The 16964-nt window shown below is 57.7% G+C and carries 19 protein-coding genes; 10 read left to right on the forward strand and 9 right to left on the reverse strand.

What is annotated here, in order from left to right; translation table 11 throughout:
• The first annotated feature begins 167 nt into the window (after positions 1-167).
• Together tatB and tatC are read left to right on the forward strand one after the other, a co-directional pair.
• The gene (tatB, locus tag ERE07_RS13035; RefSeq protein ID WP_130009392.1) at positions 168-704 is read left to right on the forward strand and encodes a Sec-independent protein translocase protein TatB; all 537 of its coding nucleotides are present in this window, start codon (positions 168-170) and stop codon (positions 702-704) included.
• A complete protein-coding gene (tatC, locus tag ERE07_RS13040; protein ID WP_130009394.1) occupies positions 701-1480 on the forward strand; it encodes a twin-arginine translocase subunit TatC in 780 nt (259 codons plus the stop codon). The genes tatB and tatC overlap by 4 nt, the downstream gene beginning before the upstream one ends.
• Positions 1481-1491: 11 nt before the next feature.
• Here the strand turns inward: tatC and ERE07_RS13045 are convergent, their stop codons facing one another.
• The gene (locus tag ERE07_RS13045; protein WP_130009454.1) at positions 1492-2652 is read right to left on the reverse strand and encodes a trypsin-like peptidase domain-containing protein; all 1161 of its coding nucleotides are present in this window, start codon (positions 2650-2652) and stop codon (positions 1492-1494) included.
• A 25-nt stretch (positions 2653-2677) separates the two neighbouring features.
• Between ERE07_RS13045 and ERE07_RS13050 the strand changes: the two genes are divergently transcribed.
• On the forward strand, positions 2678-3454 hold the full coding sequence (locus tag ERE07_RS13050; protein WP_130009396.1) for a Nif3-like dinuclear metal center hexameric protein: 777 nt from the start codon (positions 2678-2680) through the stop codon (positions 3452-3454).
• A 78-nt stretch (positions 3455-3532) separates the two neighbouring features.
• Here ERE07_RS13050 and mscL read toward each other — a convergent pair whose 3' ends face one another.
• Positions 3533-3988, reverse strand: a complete 456-nt coding sequence (mscL, locus tag ERE07_RS13055; RefSeq protein ID WP_130009398.1) for a large conductance mechanosensitive channel protein MscL — start codon at positions 3986-3988, stop codon at positions 3533-3535.
• Between the two features lie 135 nt (positions 3989-4123).
• On the opposite strand from mscL, the gene petA reads away from it, so the two are divergent.
• The 5 genes from petA (at position 4124) to ERE07_RS13080 (ending at position 8347) form a co-directional block, all read left to right on the forward strand.
• Positions 4124-4762 (forward strand): ubiquinol-cytochrome c reductase iron-sulfur subunit, encoded by a 639-nt coding sequence (gene petA / locus ERE07_RS13060; RefSeq protein WP_130009400.1) that lies wholly within the window; start codon positions 4124-4126, stop codon positions 4760-4762.
• Between the two features lie 75 nt (positions 4763-4837).
• Positions 4838-6226: a cytochrome b gene (locus tag ERE07_RS13065; RefSeq protein WP_130009402.1), complete on the forward strand. Its 1389-nt coding sequence runs from the start codon at positions 4838-4840 to the stop codon at positions 6224-6226.
• A 26-nt stretch (positions 6227-6252) separates the two neighbouring features.
• Positions 6253-7101 (forward strand): cytochrome c1, encoded by an 849-nt coding sequence (locus tag ERE07_RS13070; RefSeq protein ID WP_130009404.1) that lies wholly within the window; start codon positions 6253-6255, stop codon positions 7099-7101.
• A gap of 157 nt (positions 7102-7258) precedes the next feature.
• Positions 7259-7867 carry a glutathione S-transferase N-terminal domain-containing protein gene (locus ERE07_RS13075; protein WP_130009406.1) on the forward strand — a complete coding sequence of 203 codons (609 nt, stop codon included), beginning with the start codon at positions 7259-7261 and terminating at the stop codon, positions 7865-7867.
• A gap of 15 nt (positions 7868-7882) precedes the next feature.
• Positions 7883-8347 (forward strand): ClpXP protease specificity-enhancing factor, encoded by a 465-nt coding sequence (locus ERE07_RS13080; protein WP_130009408.1) that lies wholly within the window; start codon positions 7883-7885, stop codon positions 8345-8347.
• 50 nt (positions 8348-8397) lie between these two features.
• Here ERE07_RS13080 and ERE07_RS13085 read toward each other — a convergent pair whose 3' ends face one another.
• From ERE07_RS13085 to ERE07_RS13105, 5 genes are all read right to left on the reverse strand, one after another.
• Entirely contained in the window at positions 8398-9159 is a 762-nt protein-coding gene (locus tag ERE07_RS13085) for an aldolase/citrate lyase family protein (RefSeq protein ID WP_130009409.1), read from the reverse strand.
• A gap of 102 nt (positions 9160-9261) precedes the next feature.
• Positions 9262-10074: a transporter substrate-binding domain-containing protein gene (locus ERE07_RS13090; protein ID WP_209021144.1), complete on the reverse strand. Its 813-nt coding sequence runs from the start codon at positions 10072-10074 to the stop codon at positions 9262-9264.
• Positions 10075-10122: 48 nt separating this feature from the next.
• Positions 10123-10857 carry an amino acid ABC transporter ATP-binding protein gene (locus tag ERE07_RS13095; protein ID WP_130009411.1) on the reverse strand — a complete coding sequence of 245 codons (735 nt, stop codon included), beginning with the start codon at positions 10855-10857 and terminating at the stop codon, positions 10123-10125.
• Positions 10858-10886: 29 nt separating this feature from the next.
• Complete coding sequence (locus tag ERE07_RS13100; protein WP_130009412.1) at positions 10887-11534, reverse strand: amino acid ABC transporter permease; 648 nt, start codon at positions 11532-11534, stop codon at positions 10887-10889.
• A 9-nt stretch (positions 11535-11543) separates the two neighbouring features.
• Positions 11544-12227 (reverse strand): amino acid ABC transporter permease, encoded by a 684-nt coding sequence (locus tag ERE07_RS13105; protein ID WP_130009413.1) that lies wholly within the window; start codon positions 12225-12227, stop codon positions 11544-11546.
• 173 nt (positions 12228-12400) lie between these two features.
• Here ERE07_RS13105 and ERE07_RS13110 point away from each other — a divergent pair, with 173 nt between their 5' ends.
• Positions 12401-13168: a FadR/GntR family transcriptional regulator gene (locus tag ERE07_RS13110; protein ID WP_130009414.1), complete on the forward strand. Its 768-nt coding sequence runs from the start codon at positions 12401-12403 to the stop codon at positions 13166-13168.
• A gap of 51 nt (positions 13169-13219) precedes the next feature.
• Complete coding sequence (locus ERE07_RS13115; RefSeq protein WP_130009416.1) at positions 13220-14740, forward strand: UxaA family hydrolase; 1521 nt, start codon at positions 13220-13222, stop codon at positions 14738-14740.
• A 91-nt stretch (positions 14741-14831) separates the two neighbouring features.
• Here the strand turns inward: ERE07_RS13115 and ERE07_RS13120 are convergent, their stop codons facing one another.
• Positions 14832-15689: a fumarylacetoacetate hydrolase family protein gene (locus tag ERE07_RS13120; protein WP_130009417.1), complete on the reverse strand. Its 858-nt coding sequence runs from the start codon at positions 15687-15689 to the stop codon at positions 14832-14834.
• A gap of 23 nt (positions 15690-15712) precedes the next feature.
• The gene (locus tag ERE07_RS13125) at positions 15713-16459 is read right to left on the reverse strand and encodes an SDR family oxidoreductase (RefSeq protein WP_130009419.1); all 747 of its coding nucleotides are present in this window, start codon (positions 16457-16459) and stop codon (positions 15713-15715) included.
• Positions 16460-16964: the final 505 nt, after the last annotated feature.

The raw sequence follows: 16964 nt of genomic DNA on the forward strand, positions 1-16964 counted from the left end.
AGCTTGTATCGCCGCAGGGCCAATGGCCGCGCGGCGCGCCTCGCGGCAGCCGGCAATCGGGCATCATCGCGCCCATTGCCTGCTGTCGCCTGTTTTCGCCGCACCCATGGCCAGCGCGCGGGTGCATTGTATTGAGCCTTATTTTTCCCTGAGCGTACCGCGACATCATGTTTGACGTCAGCTTTAGCGAACTTATGCTGATCGGCGTGATCGCGCTGATCGTGATCGGGCCTGAACGGCTGCCCAAGGTGGCACGCACGATCGGCCATCTGGTCGGGCGCGCGCAGCGCTATGTCAGCGACGTCAAAACTGACATCCAGCGCGAAATGGACCTGGACGAGCTGAACAGCCTCAAGGGCCAGATGGAAGACGCCGCCCGTTCGGTTAAATCCTCCATGCAAACGGCTTCGGACAGCCTGCGAGAACCGCTCGACGACGCGCGCAAAGCGTTGACGGAAGCCTCGGCCTCCATCGAGAACCTGGCCACCACGGTCACCGAAGAAGCCGGCCCCGCACCGGCCAGCACAGAAGAAAACAACGCTTCGTCGGACAGCGACGACACGGCCTCTGCGCCGGTCAGCCTGCCTGACGCCACGGCGCAGGATCACGAGAACGCCGCACCTCAAGAAGACACGGCAACCTTGCCGCTGCCCGGTTTCGATGACCAGGACACCACTACGACCCACACAGGTAAACCATCGTGACAGAGCAGGAAGCCCCCCAGGACACCTTCATCTCGCATCTGGTCGAGCTGAGAACACGCTTGCTTCGCGCCGCCATGGCGGTGATCGTTGTATTTGTCGTGCTGTTCATCTATCCCGGGCCATCGGCCATCTACGACCTGTTGGCACAGCCCATGCTGGCATCGCTTCCCCAGGGTACGCGCATGATTGCCACGGGTGTCATCACACCCTTCATGGTGCCCATCAAGGTGACGCTGCTGGCTGCCTTCGTGCTGTCGCTACCGGTTGTCCTGTACCAGGCATGGGCCTTCGTGGCGCCAGGCCTGTACAAGCACGAACAGCGCCTGGCATTGCCGCTCATCGCGTCGAGCACCCTGCTGTTTCTGCTGGGCATGGCGTTCTGCTATTTCGTGGTGTTCCGCACGGTCTTCCACTTTATTGCCAACTTTGCCCCCGAATCCATTACCCCGGCGCCTGACATCGAAGCGTACCTGGGCTTTGTCATGACCATGTTCCTGGCATTCGGCATCACATTCGAGGTTCCGGTCGCGGTGATCCTGCTGGTCAAGACGGGCATGCTCACAGTCAAAAAACTGCGCGCTGCGCGCGGTTACGTCGTTGTCGGCGCCTTCATCGTTGCCGCGGTGGTCACCCCGCCAGATGTGGTCAGCCAGTTCATGCTGGCCGTGCCGCTGTGCCTGCTGTATGAACTGGGCGTCATGATTGCCAGCATGCTTGAACGCGAGGCCAAAGAACCTTCTGAAGACACAAGCGACATTACGCGCGAAAACGACTGATACGCCGGCCGTCACGGACGGCGTATGGGTGGCCGCGTTCCCACCTTGATGTCCAGTTGCACCGGTTTGCCATTGCGCAGCAGCGTGACCCTGGCTGCCTGCCCAGGCTTGAGCGGGGCAATCTGGTTAAGAAAACCAATGGAGTCGTACACCTCTGCGCCGTCGATTTCGCGAACGATATCGCCCACGCGTACGCCCGCGGCCCATGCAGGGCCATTGCGCAGCACACCGGCAATGATCACACCGTGATCCTGCTTCAGGCCGAATGCCTTGGCAAGATCCGCAGTGATGTCCTGAGGCTCAATGCCCAGCCAGCCACGCGTCACCGAGCCCGTCTCGATAATCTGTGCCAGAATGTTCTGCGCCGCCTGCGCGGGAATTGCAAACCCTATGCCAAGCGACCCACCGGTTTCCGAGTAAATGGCGGTATTGATGCCCACCAGACGGCCTGAAGCATCGATCAATGCGCCGCCCGAATTGCCTGGATTGATGGCCGCATCTGTCTGGATGAAGTTTTCGTATATATTGATACCCAGGCGGTTGCGCCCCACCGCAGACACAATGCCCATGGTCGTCGTCTGGCCAACCCCGAAAGGGTTGCCTATGGCCAGGACGATATCGCCGGTACGCGCTGGTTTCCTGTCGTTGAACGCGATCGGATGAAGCTCGGGGAGATCGATCTTAAGTACGGCCAGATCGCTTTCAGGGTCGGCGCCCACCAGCTTCGCCCTGGTTTCGCGCCCATCGCTCAAGGCAACCTCGATCGAATCGGCGGCCTCGATCACATGGTAATTGGTCAGAATATAGCCATCGGGGCGCACAATCACGCCCGAGCCAAGATTGGTGGATTCTTTGCGCCGGCTGAACCCGGGCACCTCGCGGAACAGACGTTCAAGTTCAGGGTCGGCCGGCAGCGGCAGCAGTGGCACATTGACATGCTTGCGTGTGTAGACATTGACGACCGAGGGTGTGGCCCGGGCCACGGCGTCCGCCAGAGACCACTGGGGCGGCTGGGCCGCCGCAATAGGCGCAACAGGCTGCTCGGGCTGGCTTGCAGGCTTCGAAGCGCCAGGCACGCCGTGCAGCCACTCCGGCCTCAGTGTCGCCACGATGAATAAAATACCCAGGCAGACGGTTACTGTCTGGGCGAATAGCAACCACAATCGACGCATAAGGCTATAAGGGAAAAGGTCATCCATGAATCATGTTTCTACACAACAGCTCACTGCCTGGCTTGATAGCACGCTGCAAGCCCAGCGCTTTCGGGATTATTGCCCTAATGGGCTCCAAGTGGAAGGCAAGCCGAGCATTCGTCACATTATCACCGGAGTGACGGCAAGTCAGGCATTGCTCGAAGCGGCTGTACAGCGAGGCGCCGACGCCATACTGGTGCATCATGGCTGGTTCTGGAAAAACGAAGACCCCTGCATACGCGGCCCCAAGCGGCAGAGGCTGTCACTGGCGCTCAGCCATGGCCTGAATATCCTCGCCTATCATTTGCCGCTGGACGCCCACCCAACCCTGGGCAATAACGCGCAGCTGGCACGAATACTGGGGTTGCGGCCCGATTACGACGATGCGGGCATGCCGGCCACCTGCGGCCCCGAGGGGCTGATCTGGCTCGGAAGCTGCCCCGATACGCCCACACTGGGAGACCTCAACACCCACATTTGCAAAGTATTGCAACGCCAATCGCTGGTTGTTGGCGATCCACAACAAAAGTTGTCGCGCGTGGCCTGGTGTACTGGCGCGGCGCAAGGCATGATGGACGCTGCCATTGCGGCCGGTGCGGATGCCTATATTACGGGAGAAGTGTCTGAACCGACGTTTCACCTGGCCATGGAAACAGGCACTGGCTTTATCGCCGCGGGGCACCACGCCACCGAACGCTATGGCGTGCAGGCCTTGGGCCGGGCCGTCGCCGACGAATTCGGCATCAAGGTCGAATTTGTGGATATCGACAATCCCGTTTGAGCCAGGCCAGTGCGGCCCTGGCCCGAAAAGCCCGGGCCAGGCTGTTCCGGATCAGGCAATCATGTTGAGGACGCGCTGCTACTTGCGCAGCAGATCGCGGATTTCGCGCAGAAGCACAACATCTTCTGCAGGCGCTTCGGGCTCGGGGGCAAGCTCTTCCTGGCGGGCAACGCGGTTGCGCGCGGAATTGACCGCTTTGACCAGGCAGAACACCACAAACGCCAACAGAACAAAATTGATGAGAACGGTAATGAAACTGCCCCAGGACAGGACAACCGCACCGGCCTCTGTGAGGGCATCATAGGTTTCGGGGCCTGAATAGCCTTCGGGTGCGCGCAGCAACCAGAACTTGCTGGTGAAGTCGACCTCCCCGCCGAGGATGAAAGAAATGATCGGCATGATGATGTCTTTCACCAGGGAATCTATTATCTTGCCGAAAGCAGCACCGATAATGACGCCGACAGCCAGGTCAATCATATTGCCCTTGACGGCGAACTCCTGGAATTCCTGCAGAAAACCACGTGCTTTACTCATGGTGTCTTCTTCCTTTGATTTGTACCATTACACCCGCTATCCGGGCTAACGCTATAATACGCGGTTGAAAAGATTGTACATAGCCAAATATAGTGAACAGGCCATGCCCTGCCGGGGCAGAATAAGGATACTAGAATGAGTGAGATTACGACACAGCTAGACGATTCCGGCGCGGTCGATCCAAACCTCCCGCCAGATCCCTCGCGACGCCTCTGGGTAACAACCGCCTGTGCGGTCGGCGGTGTGGCAGGTGTGGCGACCGCCGTTCCGTTCGTCAGCTCCTTTGCTCCGTCCGCAAAAGCGCAAGCTGCCGGCGCCCCTGTCGAAGCCGATATCTCGTCTCTTGCTCCCGGCCAGATGATGACGGTCGAATGGCGCGGCAAGCCCGTCTGGATTCTGCATCGCACCGAGCAGCAGATCAAAGATCTGCCTGGGCTGGACGCCAAGCTCGCCGACCCCGAATCCGACCGTCCCGGCTACACGCCCGAGTTCGCCAAGAACGAATATCGCTCCCGCAGGCCCGAAATCTTCGTATGCGTAGGCATCTGTACCCATCTGGGCTGTTCGCCCACGCCTGAGTTCACGCCAGCCGCCGGCTTGCCAGGCGACTGGAAAGGCGGTTTCCTCTGCCCTTGCCACGGTTCTACCTTCGACCTGGCTGGGCGTGTGTTCAGCAACAAACCAGCTCCCGACAACCTCGAAGTGCCGCCTTACGTCTTTTCCGACGATGGCATGCATGTCACGATCGGGGTTGAGGACGACAAAAAGGCCTGATCCACACCGGCGCCACGCTAAGGCGCCGTGCGAACTGAACCCGTTATACGCCTAGATAGAATAAGGAGCCGTTTCATGGCTGGCGAAAAAACCGTCGAGACGACAGGACTCTTGGGGTGGATAGACAAGCGTTTTCCGCTTACCACCATGTTCAAAGAGCACATGTCGGAATATTACGCACCCAAGAATTTCAATTTCTGGTATTTCTTCGGGTCCCTGGCAATGCTGGTACTGGTCATCCAGATCGTCACCGGCATTTTCCTGGTCATGAACTACAAGCCCGATGCCAAGCTGGCATTCGAGTCTGTCGAATACATCATGCGCGAAGTACCGTGGGGCTGGCTGATCCGCTACATGCACTCCACCGGCGCGTCGATGTTCTTCGTCGTCGTCTACCTGCATATGCTGCGCGGCCTGTTCTATGGTTCTTACCGCAAGCCACGTGAGCTGGTGTGGATCTTTGGTGTGGCGATCTTCCTGTCGCTGATGGCTGAAGCCTTCTTCGGTTACCTGCTTCCCTGGGGCCAGATGTCCTACTGGGGCGCCCAGGTGATCGTCAACCTGTTCTCGGCCATTCCCTTTATCGGCCCCGACCTGGCCATCTGGATCCGCGGCGACTTCGTCGTCTCCGATGCCACGCTCAACCGCTTCTTTGCCTTCCACGTGATTGCCATTCCGTTGGTGATCCTGGGCCTGGTCGTTGCGCATATCATTGCGCTGCACGAAGTAGGGTCGAACAACCCGGACGGCGTTGAAATCAAGCAAGGCCCCAAGGATCGCTATGGCCGCCCCGTCGACGGCATTCCTTTCCATCCCTACTACACCGTGCACGACATCATGGGTGTGGCGGGTTTTCTGATCGTCTTTGCGGCTATCGTCTTCTTTGCACCCGAAATGGGCGGCTACTTCCTGGAGTACAACAACTTCATCCCGGCCGATCCGCTCAAGACGCCACCGCACATCGCGCCGGTCTGGTACTTCACGCCCTTCTACTCCATGTTGCGGGCCACGACTGCCGACTTCACGCTCATCCTCATGGGTGCGACAGTGATCGCTGCCATCGCCCTCTTCTTCAAGGGGAACCTCAAAGGCATCTGGCGTATTCTCGTTCCCGTGATCCTGCTGGTGGTTGCGGTTCTGCTGCGTACGATCGATGCCAAGTTCTGGGGCGTGGTGGCCATGGGTGGCGCGGTCGTGATTCTGTTCTTCCTGCCGTGGCTTGACCACTCGCCGGTCAAATCCATCCGTTACCGTCCAACCTGGCACAAGTACCTGTACGGTATCTTCATCGTCAACTTCCTGGTGTTGGGTTATCTGGGTACGCAAGCACCCAACCCCACATATAACCTCATGAGCCAGATCGGCACCGTGATCTATCTGGGCTTCTTCCTGCTGATGCCCGTATGGAGTCGACTCGGAACCTTCAAGAAGGTGCCGGATCGCGTCACGTTCCACGCTCACTAAGGCAACCAACACGTTACGGATTGATCATGATTAAAAAGCTGCTAGGCGTCATTGCCCTATCACTCACCTGCACGGTTGCACTTGCATCGAGCGGTGGTCACCCACTGGACCGGGCGCCCAACCGGGTCAACGACATGACCGCGCTCCAGAACGGCGCGAAACTTTTCGTCAACTACTGTCTGGGCTGTCACAGTGCCAACTCGATGCGCTACAACAAGCTCAACGAGATCGGCCTGACAGACGAGATGATCCAGAAAAACCTGCTGTTCACAGGCGAGAAGGTGGGCGACCTCATGCACATCGCCATGAAGCCCGCAGATGCCAAGCGCTGGTTTGGCACGACGCCGCCGGATCTGTCCGTGATCGCCCGCGCCAAGTCCGAGAACCTGGGCCACTCCGGTGTCGACTACGTCTACACCCTGATGCGCTCGTACTATCGCGACACCACCAAAGGCACCGGCTGGGACAATCTGGTGTATCCCAACATCGCCATGCCCAATATCCTGTGGGAACTGCAAGGTCCGCGCACCCTGGATCGCACCACGGTGCACGAGGTCGAGCAGGAAGACGGCACCACGCAGTGGCAACGGGTCACCGCCAAATTCGACGAGCAGGGTTTCTCCGAGATCAAGACAGATGTCCTGAAAGACTATGAAGGCTCGCCCGTCGACAAGGCCGTGCTGAGCGCCAAGGACACCCGCAAGACGGCGGTATTCGACAACAATGTCGCCGACCTGGCCAATTTCCTGGGCTGGATGGCAGAACCCATGCAGCTGCAGCGCAAGCAAATGGGTGTCTGGATTCTGCTTTTTCTGGGGCTGTTCCTGATCGTCGCATGGCGTCTGAATGCGTCTTACTGGAAACATGTAAAGTAAACGGTCATTAACCGTTCATATCGATAGTTGGCATCGTTGCCTGGACAACGTTTACACTATCAGCCAGGAAATAGGCGTAGGGTTATACGCCTATTTCCCTTTTCGGCGGGATGGCTTCGATTCCCGCCCATCATTTTCTAAGATTGGAATACGCGACATGATGGTGCTCTACTCTGGAACGACTTGCCCGTTCTCACAACGCTGCCGCTTTGTATTGTTCGAGAAAGGCATGGATTTTGAAATCCGTGATATCGACCTGTACAACAAGCCTGAAGACATCTCGGTCATGAATCCCTACGGTCAGGTGCCTATCCTGGCAGAACGGGATCTGGTTCTGTACGAATCGAACATCATCAACGAGTATATCGACGAACGGTTCCCACATCCGCAGCTCATGCCTGCCGACCCCGTCATGCGGGCGCGTACACGGCTGTTCCTGTATAACTTCGAAAAAGAGCTGTTCGTGCACGTATCCGTGCTCGAAGATCGCGGCACTGCCGACACCAAGGCCCAGGATCTGGCCCGCCAGAGCATCCGCGACCGCCTTGCCCAGCTTGCGCCATTGCTCATCAAGAACAAATACATGCTGGGCGAAGAATTCTCCATGCTGGATGTGGCCATCGCGCCGCTGCTCTGGCGCCTGGATCACTACGGCATCGAACTGCCCAAAAACGCGGCGCCGCTGCAAAAGTACGCCGAGCGCATTTTTTCGCGCCCCGCCTACATTGAAGCACTGACGCCTTCCGAAAAGGTCATGCGCCGATAGACACCACGGACTGCCATGCAAGAATCCTCAACCAAACCCTATCTGATCCGCGCGCTGCACGAATGGTGCACTGACAACGGCTATACGCCGCACATCGTGGTTACGGTTGACGCCAACACTGTCGTGCCTCCGGCGCATATCCATGATGGCCAGATCACGCTCAACATCGGCACGCTGGCGACCAATCGCCTGACACTGGGCAATGACTACATTGAGTTCCAGACCCGCTTCGGCGGCGTCACGGAGCAGATTTATGTGCCGGTGGCCGCCGTTTCGGCGATTTATGCGCGGGAAACCGGCGCAGGCATGGGGTTCGATGTGGCCGACTCTCAGCCTTACCCGGGTTCGGATGCCGAGGCTCCCCCCGCCGAAGCCTCAGGCCCGAAGGTGGTGGCCGATAACGGCGCCCGCACCTCAGCGGCAACCAGCGGCCCGCCAGACGACGATCCCAAGCCGCCACGGCTCACCATCGTGAAATAGACAGTCAAAAAAGAGCGATTTCGCTCTTTTTTGCATTGGAACCCGCCCGCTCAGCGAAAGCGCGCCGCCAATTGCTCTGTGGCCCGCGCCAGCATGGCGAGGTCCATGCCTACCGCTGTGAACAAGGTGCCAACCTCCATGTAATGGCGGGCCTGTGATTCGTCGAACGTGAGAATACCCGGCGCTTTGTCCTTGGCACGGATGCGTCGTATGGTGTCCTCGATGGTGGATTGGACTTCGGCATGGCCGGGGTTGCCCGGATGGCCCAGGCTGGCGGAAAGATCGGCAGGCCCTATGAAGACGCCATCAACGCCCTCCACATCAAGAATGGCATCCAGGTTGTCCAGGCCCTTGCGCGTTTCTACCTGCACCAGCAGACACAGTTCGCGCTCGCAGGTTTGTATGTAGTCGCGCGTCGCGCCAAACGCACTGGCCCGGCTGGTACCGCCAACGCCACGCAGGCCGCGCGGCGGGTAGCGCATGCCAGCCACCGCGCTGGCCGCTTCGTCGGCCGTCTGCACATAGGGAATCAGCAGTGTCTGCGCGCCAATATCCAGATAGCGCTTTTGCTGCAACATATCGTTCCAGGTGGGGCGCACCACCGATGACACAGGAAACGCCGCCGCCACCTGTAATTGGCCCAGAATAGAGCCCACATCGTTGGGTGCATGTTCCGTATCGAACAGCAACCAGTCAAAGCCGGCGCGAGCAACGACTTCTGCGCTGTATGGGCTGGCGAGCGATACCCAAAGGCCCAACTGATGCCGCCCCTGGGCGAGAGCGTGCTTGAAATGATTGACGGGAACTTGCATTGAACACCTATGGCACTTGGAATGAACATACGCTGAAAAACAATCAGCAACCTATCGGCATAGTATCCCGAACAAAAGGTAATCGCTCACCAGGGTTCAAGCTCACGCGCCTTCGGCGATGACCTCCTCGGGCAGATCGGTACCGTGATACTTCTTGAATATCTCATTGAGCTGACCGCTCTTCAGGTCTTCACGGATCAAGGTATTCAGCTTGTCCTTGAGCGCGGTATTGTCCTTGGTCACGCCAAACCCCATCATCGCAGTCGCCATCACAACCTTGATATCCAGTGCCTTGGCGGGATCTTTCTTGTTCAGCGACGCCACAATGGACGGCGCCGTTGAAAAGATGCTGGCCTGACCGCTGGTGATCGCGGTAATCGCGGTGGCATCGTTTTCAAAACGAACAATGTTGGTACCGGCGGGTGCCAGCCTGGTTACGTTGTTATCGTTGGTGGTGCCTCGTGCCGTGACGACGGTCTTCCCGGCCAGATCAGACATTTCTTTGATAGCCATGTCCTTGGGTGCGGCGATGACCGATTGGATCGCCGCATAGGGAATCGTGAAATCAACGACTTTCTTGCGCTGATCCGTAATCGACAGGCTGGATATGACGACATCCGCCTTGTTGGTCAGCAGGAAGGGAATGCGGTTTGCCTGGGTGGTGGGTACGATTTCCAGTTTTACCCCGAGATTGTCGGCGATCAGCTGGGCCGTTTCAACATCTGACCCGACCGCCTTCAGGGCATCGTCTTTCATACCGTAAGGCGGCGCGTTCAGATCGATGGCAACCCGCAACACCTTCTGCTGCATGATTTCATCCAGCGTATTGGCCTGGGCTTGCGGGCTGCCCGCGGTCAATCCGGCACATGCAACCGCCAGGGTGGCCAACATCAGATGGGGGCGAAATTTTTTCATGATTGTCTCCTGAATAGAATGCGTCGAAAACCGGATGTCCGGTGTACATCAGAGCCCGTTGCTGACAAACTGCCTCAGTTCCGGTGTTGCGGGGTTACGCAGAATATCGGCGCTACCCTGCTCATGGATCCTGCCTTCATGCATGAAAATGACGCGGTGCGCCAGCTTCATGGCGAAGCCCATTTCATGGGTCACCAGCACCATGGTCATGCCTTCTTTGGCCAGCTTCTCGATCACGCGCAGCACTTCGCCCGTCAGTTGGGGATCCAGCGCGGAGGTGACTTCGTCGAACAGCATAAGCTTGGGGCCCATGGCAAGCGAGCGCGCGATGGCCACACGCTGTTGCTGGCCGCCCGACAACTGTTCGGGATAGTGATCAATCTTGTCAGACAGGCCTACTTGCGCCAACACTGCCGCCGCAATCTCTTTGGCCTTGGGCTTGGACACCTTGCGAACCGACCGGGGCGCCAGCGTGATGTTCTGCTCGACCGTCAGATGCGGAAACAGGTTGTAGCTCTGGAAAACAATGCCGACATCTTGCCTGAGCTGTTTCAGATCCTTTCGCGGAATGTCTGCGCCAAAGGTATGTCCACAGACCATGATCTCGCCTTCGTTGATCTGCTCCAGATGATCCATGCAACGCAGCGCGGTGCTTTTCCCGGACCCGCTCTGGCCAATGATGGCGACAATTTCCCCTGTGGCCACCGACAAATCCACGCCCTTGAGCACGTGATTGTCTCCGAACCATTTGTGCACATTGGTCAGGCGAACGACTTCCGACATAAGTGTTCCTTAAAAGAGAAGGCCTGTCCTTAGCTGCGGGCAAGCGTCAATCTGCGTTCGAGCCTCAGGCTCATCCAGGACAAGGGGTAGCAGATCGCGAAATACAGCATGGCTGCCACGCCGAAATACAGAAAAGGCTTGAAGGTGGCGTTGTTCAGAATCTTGGCGTTGTAGGACAGCTCCGCAAAGCCGATGACCAGCGAAGCAAACGAGGTGTTCTTGACGATCTGCACCATAAAGCCCACCGTGGGCGGCGTGGCGATGCGCAGCGCCTGAGGCAAGATCACCTTGAACATGCGCTGCACGCGATTCAGGCCCAGACATTCGGCGGCCTCCCACTGGTTCCTGGGTACGGACTCAATGCATCCGCGCCATATCTCGCCAAGAAACGCGGCAGACTGTATGGTCAACGCCAGGACGGCGGCAAACAACGCCGGCACCGAGCTATAGCCCATAATCGAAGGGCCATAAAAACATACCCCCATCAACACCAGCAGCGGGGTGCCCTGAATAATGTTGATATAGGTGAAGGCAGAATTTTTCACCAGTGCGTTATCCGACACGCGCATCAGGGCCACCACCAAGCCCAGCATGCTGCCGAAGATAAAGGTCAGCACCGACAGCAACAGCGTGCCATAAGCACCTTCGAGCAGATACATCAATTGTTCGTGATTCATCCTGGTCTCCTACAGCAGTGTTCCAAGCCTGCGCTTGCGCACGAACATGATTTTCCCCAGCAGGGTGAAGATCACGCGCACCAGGAAGGACATGGCCAGGTAGATCACCCACAACACGATGAACACCTCGAAGTTGCGGAAGGTCATCGCCTGGATATTGCCGGAGATCCCGAACAGATCTTCTGTGCCGACCGCTGACAGAATGCTGGTCACCAGCATGAGCAGAATGAATTGACTGGTGAGCGCGGGATAGACGCGTTCGAGCGCCGGCACCAGAATGATGTGCCAGTACACCTGCAGTGGCGACAACCCGAGACATTCGCCGGCTTCGCGCTGACTGCGCGGCACCGACTCAATGCCTGCCCGCACGATTTCACAGGTATAGGCGGTGATGTTGATCACCAGCGCAAGAATGGCTCCGACCAGAATAGGCATGGTCAGCCCGACGCTCGACAGCCCGAAAATGAAAAAATAGCTTTGAATGATCAGCGGCGTATTGCGGATCACTTCGACATAGGCCCCCACGCACCTGCGCAGCCACGGTACGCTTGAACTGCGCGCAATCGCACAGAGCACCCCCATGATGAAGCCTGCAAGCGTGGACCAGAACGACATCACCAGCGTCGTGGACACACCTTGCAGGAACATGGGCCAGTATTCGAGCACTGACCCGAAATCGAATTGATACACCATACCGTGCGATCGCTCATTAAAGGTGAGTGAGGTGTATGCTACCTTGGAGAATTGGTAAAACCACTTATCGATAACCCTGAAATATGGCAAATATTCGATTATTGGTTTGACCAGTTAATCGGCATTCCCTAACATTTATTGCAACCTCTCTACTTATTCCGGATGTGCTCCCCATGAAATCAGGCTCTCTCCTGCGCGGTACGGACAGAACGCGCAGCTATCTGCACACCGCGGAGCTGCTCAGGCAAGAAATCCGAAAAATGGATATCGATGTCAGCGGACGCCTCCCCTCCGAACGCGAACTGGCCGCATTGCTGGATATCTCCCGACCCAGCCTGCGCGAAGCACTGATTGCGCTCGAGCTGCAAGGAGAAATCGACATCCGTGTAGGTTCAGGCATCTATCTGCGGCAAACGTCCGCAGCGAACGGCGCGAACGACAATCGCCTGGACAAGGCGGGCAACGAAAACATCGACGCGGCCTCTCCGCTCAGACTGGGCGACAGCCCCAGGGAAGTCAATCAACTGCGCGGCTTTCTTGAAGGCGGAATCGCCGCGCATGCGGCACGGTTCATCAGCCCTGTGCAGCTACGCCAGCTCAAGAAAAGCCTGGACGCCATGCGTGCCGCATTGACAAAAAAACACAGCGTGAACACCAAGGCCATTATCGATGCCGACCGGAGCTTTCATCTCACACTGGCGACCAGTACCGATAACGAATTGCTGATGCAAACACTGGAAGACTTGTTCGACCAGCGTTACTTACCTGTCGCCAAAACCATGCACAAGCATTTCGATGATCACGTTGCGTGGCAGGCGGCCGTCGAGGAGCATCAGGACATTTACGAGGCGGTTGCGGCCAAAGACCCTTTGCAGGCCCAGGCAGCCATGCAGCGCCATCTGGCTCGCGCACACGCCCGGCTGCTTGCCATGATTGGTTGATCCCGCCCATCTTTTTTCATACAACATCGCGCTCACATAGCAAGGCTTATCATGCAAAGAACCACGATCAGACTGAACGAGCATGACAACGTCATCATCGCCACCACGCAGCTGATGCAAGGCAATGTCGCCGAGGGCATCACGATATCGGGACTCATCCCTGCGGGCCACAAGATCGCCGCGCAGGATATCCCCGAAGGCAGCCCGGTACGCCGCTACAACCAGATCATCGGCGTGGCCACACGCGATATCAAGCCGGGGCAGCATGTGCATACGCACAACATGAAGATGATGGCATTTGAGCGCGACTACGACTTCTGTTCACACAAGAAAGACATTCAGATCAACAGCGACGCTGACCAGTTCATGGGTATCCTTCGCCCGGACGGGCGTGTGGCCACGCGCAACTTCATCGGCATCCTGACCTCGGTGAACTGCTCCGCCACGGTCGCCAAAGCCATTGCGGATTATTTTCGACGCGACATCAATCCTGACGCGCTTGCCGCGTTTCCGAACGTCGATGGCGTGGTCGCCCTGCCCCACGCAACGGGATGCGGTATGGCGTCCTCCGGCGAATCCATGGACACACTGCGACGCACACTGACCGGTTATGCCCGCCAACCGAACTTTCACTCAGTGTTGATGATCGGACTGGGCTGTGAAACCAATCAGATCTCAGGCGTGCTGGCCGCAGGCAAGCTGACGGAAAACAAACGCCTGTTCACCTACTCCATCCAGGATGCCGGCGGCACCGCCAAGGCCGTGGCCAAGGGCATCGCCAAGGTCAAGGAAATGTTGGCCGAGGCCAATCAGGTTGAGCGCGAGCCGGTATCCGCCTCGCACCTGACGGTCGGGCTACAGTGCGGCGGATCGGATGGCTACTCGGGCATCACCGCCAATCCGGCACTGGGCGCGGCCGTGGACAGGCTGGTACGCGCGGGGGGTACCGCAATATTGTCCGAAACCCCAGAGATCTATGGCGCGGAGCATTTGCTGACGCAGCGCGCGGTCAGCCGCGACGTGGGCGAAAAGCTGATCAAACGCATCAAATGGTGGGAAGACTACTGCGAACGCAATCGTGCTGAGATGGACAACAACCCGTCGGCCGGCAACAAGGCGGGCGGACTGACCACCATCCTCGAAAAGTCTCTGGGCGCGGTCGCCAAGGCGGGCACCACCAACCTGAACGATGTCTATGAATATGCCGAGCCAGTCGTCAGCAAAGGCATGGTGTTCATGGATTCGCCCGGTTTTGATCCGGTATCGGCCACGGGGCAGGTGGCGTCTGGCGCCACCCTGATCTGCTTTACCACAGGCCGTGGTTCGGCCTATGGCTGTACACCCTCGCCATCGCTCAAGCTCAGTACCAACAATGCCTGCTGGGAACGCCAGGAAGAAGATATCGACATCAATTGCGGCACCATCATCACTGGCGAAGAAACTGTGGACAGCCTGGGTGAGAAAATCTACCGCATCATGCTGGACACCGCGTCAGGCAAGCGCACCAAGAGCGAACTGCATGGCTATGGCCAGAATGAATTCGCACCCTGGATAATCGGCGCGACAATGTAAAAAACAGGGCCGCCGCGACAACAGCCGCGGCGGCCCTTGCATTGGCAGGCGGACCTCTGTCTACCGCAGTGCCGGCGCAAAGCACGCCGCATCAAGGCAATAGGTCGGCATTCCACGTGTGCACACGCTGCTGCTGCTCGCCCAGCCCTTCAATACCCAGGCGCACGACATCGCCGTCCTTGAGATAAACCGGTGGTTTCTGACCCAGCCCGACGCCGGGTGGCGTTCCGGTGGAAATCAGGTCGCCGGGCATCAGCGTTGTGAACTGACTGATGTAATGCACCAGGTACGCCACATTGAAAATCATGGTTCGCGTATTGCCATCCTGGAATCGCTTGCCGTTGACATCCAGCCACATACCCAGATTCTGCGGATCAGCCACCTCATCGGGTGTCACCAGCCAGGGGCCTACCGGACCGAAAGTATCGCAACCCTTGCCCTTGTCCCAGGTACCGCCGCGCTCGATCTGATATTCGCGCTCCGATACATCGTTGACAATGCAATACCCAGCCACATGATCCAGAGCATCCTCCAGCGACACGTAGCGGGCCTTGGTACCGATAACCACGCCCAGCTCAACCTCCCAGTCCGTCTTGACGGAGCCGCGCGGCAAAACGATGGGATCGTTCGGGCCGGTTGGTTCAGACCACTTGGTGAAAAGAATCGGCTCTGGCGGCACTTCTGCTCCCGTTTCCGCCGCGTGGTCGCTATAGTTCAACCCAACGCAAATAAACTTGCCCACGCCCGAATAAGGCGTACCGATGCGCCCTGGCGCCTCGACCACGGGTAGCGAGGCAACATCAATGCCCTTCAAGGCATTCAACGGGTTCGTGCCCAGTGTGGCTGCCGTAATGTCATCCAGCTTGCCCGACAGATCACGCACCGCCCCTTGTGCATCCAGACAGCCGGGCTTCTCCATGCCGACAGGCCCATAGCGCAGCAATTTCACATCAATCTCCTAAATAAGTGTTATCAGTTTGACCAGCCGCCATCGATGACGTGCGTCGTGCCGGTCGTGAAGCTGGATTCGTCCGAGGCGAGATAGGTAGCCAAAGCCGCAATCTCTTCTGCCTTGCCTACCCGACCCACTGGTTGGCGCGCCACAAAGGCGGCATGAATTTCTTCCTGGCTCTTGCCATACTTTTTCGCCTGCAGGGCGATGCGCTCTTTCAGCGACGGGGATTCAATCGTACCCGGGCAGATTGCATTGCAGCGTATCGCCTTTGACACATAATCGGCAGCGACCGATTTGGTGAGCCCTATGACGGCAGCCTTGGTCGTTCCGTAGACAAATCGATTGGGCACGCCTTTGATGCTGGAGGCAGCCGAAGACATATTGATAATGGATCCACCCTGCTTCTCAAGCATACCAGGCAGGAAAGCGGTGATCGTGTAGTACATGGACGTTACGTTCAAGCGCATGGAAAAATCCCAGGCATCTTCCTGGGTGTCCAGAATCGTGCCATCGTGCACATAACCCGCGCAATTGAACAGCACGTCGATGGGCCCGAGCCGATCCGCCAGCGCCAGTACGGCGGCGCGGTCCGTCACGTCCAGGCGTTCTGTCTGACAGTCGTTCAAATCCGACAGCAATTTTTCATTCAGATCGGTTGCCACAACGCGTGCGCCTTCCCGAATGAACCGCTCAGCCGTGGCCCGGCCTATACCTTGCCCCGCCGCTGTCACCACCGCCAGTTTTCCCGTCAAACGACCGCTCATGAAGCACTCCTGTCCGTTGGATGCCTATTTCCAATTCATATGGAAAATGACTTTTTATATAAAAATTAATCGTATGCCCTCTCAATGTCCAGCGTCAATGCGACAAAGCCTTATTTTAGTGATGGAAAACCCTAGATTACACGGCTCCGGCCACATCATTTACTTCATATTTGTTTAGTTTTGATTTTATATATGAAAACATTCAGCCAGCAATACACGGGTAGAGGTAGTAACTTATCAGAGGTAGATGATTGAGGCGCGCCAACTTTCGTAGTCATGGCATGACTGAGGTTGTACAGTATGCATCCGGTGAACACACATTGAGTCGACTGCCTGAATAAGAGAGGATAAGCATCCGCTTATTTATCGTGGACACGATATGGCCATAAACTCTCTTCCCCCGCGTCCGGTGCGGCGCACTTACAGCCCGCAGTTCAAGGCAGAGCTGGTCGCCCAATGTCTGGAGGGTAATGTCGCGTTGGCTTCGCTGGCCATCGATCATGGC

Source organism: Allopusillimonas ginsengisoli (assembly GCF_004153455.1).
Taxonomy (GTDB): Bacteria; Pseudomonadota; Gammaproteobacteria; order Burkholderiales; family Burkholderiaceae_B; genus Allopusillimonas; species Allopusillimonas ginsengisoli.

Excerpts from the sequence above, each read along its gene's own strand:
- tatB (WP_130009392.1), top strand. The coding sequence starts at position 168 with ATGTTTGACGTCAGCTTTAGCGAACTTATGCTGATCGGCGTGATCGCG.
- ERE07_RS13045 (WP_130009454.1), bottom strand. The coding sequence starts at position 2,652 with ATGCGTCGATTGTGGTTGCTATTCGCCCAGACAGTAACCGTCTGCCTG.
- ERE07_RS13050 (WP_130009396.1), top strand. The coding sequence starts at position 2,678 with ATGAATCATGTTTCTACACAACAGCTCACTGCCTGGCTTGATAGCACG.
- mscL (WP_130009398.1), bottom strand. The coding sequence starts at position 3,988 with ATGAGTAAAGCACGTGGTTTTCTGCAGGAATTCCAGGAGTTCGCCGTC.
- petA (WP_130009400.1), top strand. The coding sequence starts at position 4,124 with ATGAGTGAGATTACGACACAGCTAGACGATTCCGGCGCGGTCGATCCA.
- ERE07_RS13065 (WP_130009402.1), top strand. The coding sequence starts at position 4,838 with ATGGCTGGCGAAAAAACCGTCGAGACGACAGGACTCTTGGGGTGGATA.
- ERE07_RS13070 (WP_130009404.1), top strand. The coding sequence starts at position 6,253 with ATGATTAAAAAGCTGCTAGGCGTCATTGCCCTATCACTCACCTGCACG.
- ERE07_RS13075 (WP_130009406.1), top strand. The coding sequence starts at position 7,259 with ATGATGGTGCTCTACTCTGGAACGACTTGCCCGTTCTCACAACGCTGC.
- ERE07_RS13080 (WP_130009408.1), top strand. The coding sequence starts at position 7,883 with ATGCAAGAATCCTCAACCAAACCCTATCTGATCCGCGCGCTGCACGAA.
- ERE07_RS13085 (WP_130009409.1), bottom strand. The coding sequence starts at position 9,159 with ATGCAAGTTCCCGTCAATCATTTCAAGCACGCTCTCGCCCAGGGGCGG.
- ERE07_RS13090 (WP_209021144.1), bottom strand. The coding sequence starts at position 10,074 with ATGAAAAAATTTCGCCCCCATCTGATGTTGGCCACCCTGGCGGTTGCA.
- ERE07_RS13095 (WP_130009411.1), bottom strand. The coding sequence starts at position 10,857 with ATGTCGGAAGTCGTTCGCCTGACCAATGTGCACAAATGGTTCGGAGAC.
- ERE07_RS13100 (WP_130009412.1), bottom strand. The coding sequence starts at position 11,534 with ATGAATCACGAACAATTGATGTATCTGCTCGAAGGTGCTTATGGCACG.
- ERE07_RS13105 (WP_130009413.1), bottom strand. The coding sequence starts at position 12,227 with ATGGTGTATCAATTCGATTTCGGGTCAGTGCTCGAATACTGGCCCATG.
- ERE07_RS13110 (WP_130009414.1), top strand. The coding sequence starts at position 12,401 with ATGAAATCAGGCTCTCTCCTGCGCGGTACGGACAGAACGCGCAGCTAT.
- ERE07_RS13115 (WP_130009416.1), top strand. The coding sequence starts at position 13,220 with ATGCAAAGAACCACGATCAGACTGAACGAGCATGACAACGTCATCATC.
- ERE07_RS13125 (WP_130009419.1), bottom strand. The coding sequence starts at position 16,459 with ATGAGCGGTCGTTTGACGGGAAAACTGGCGGTGGTGACAGCGGCGGGG.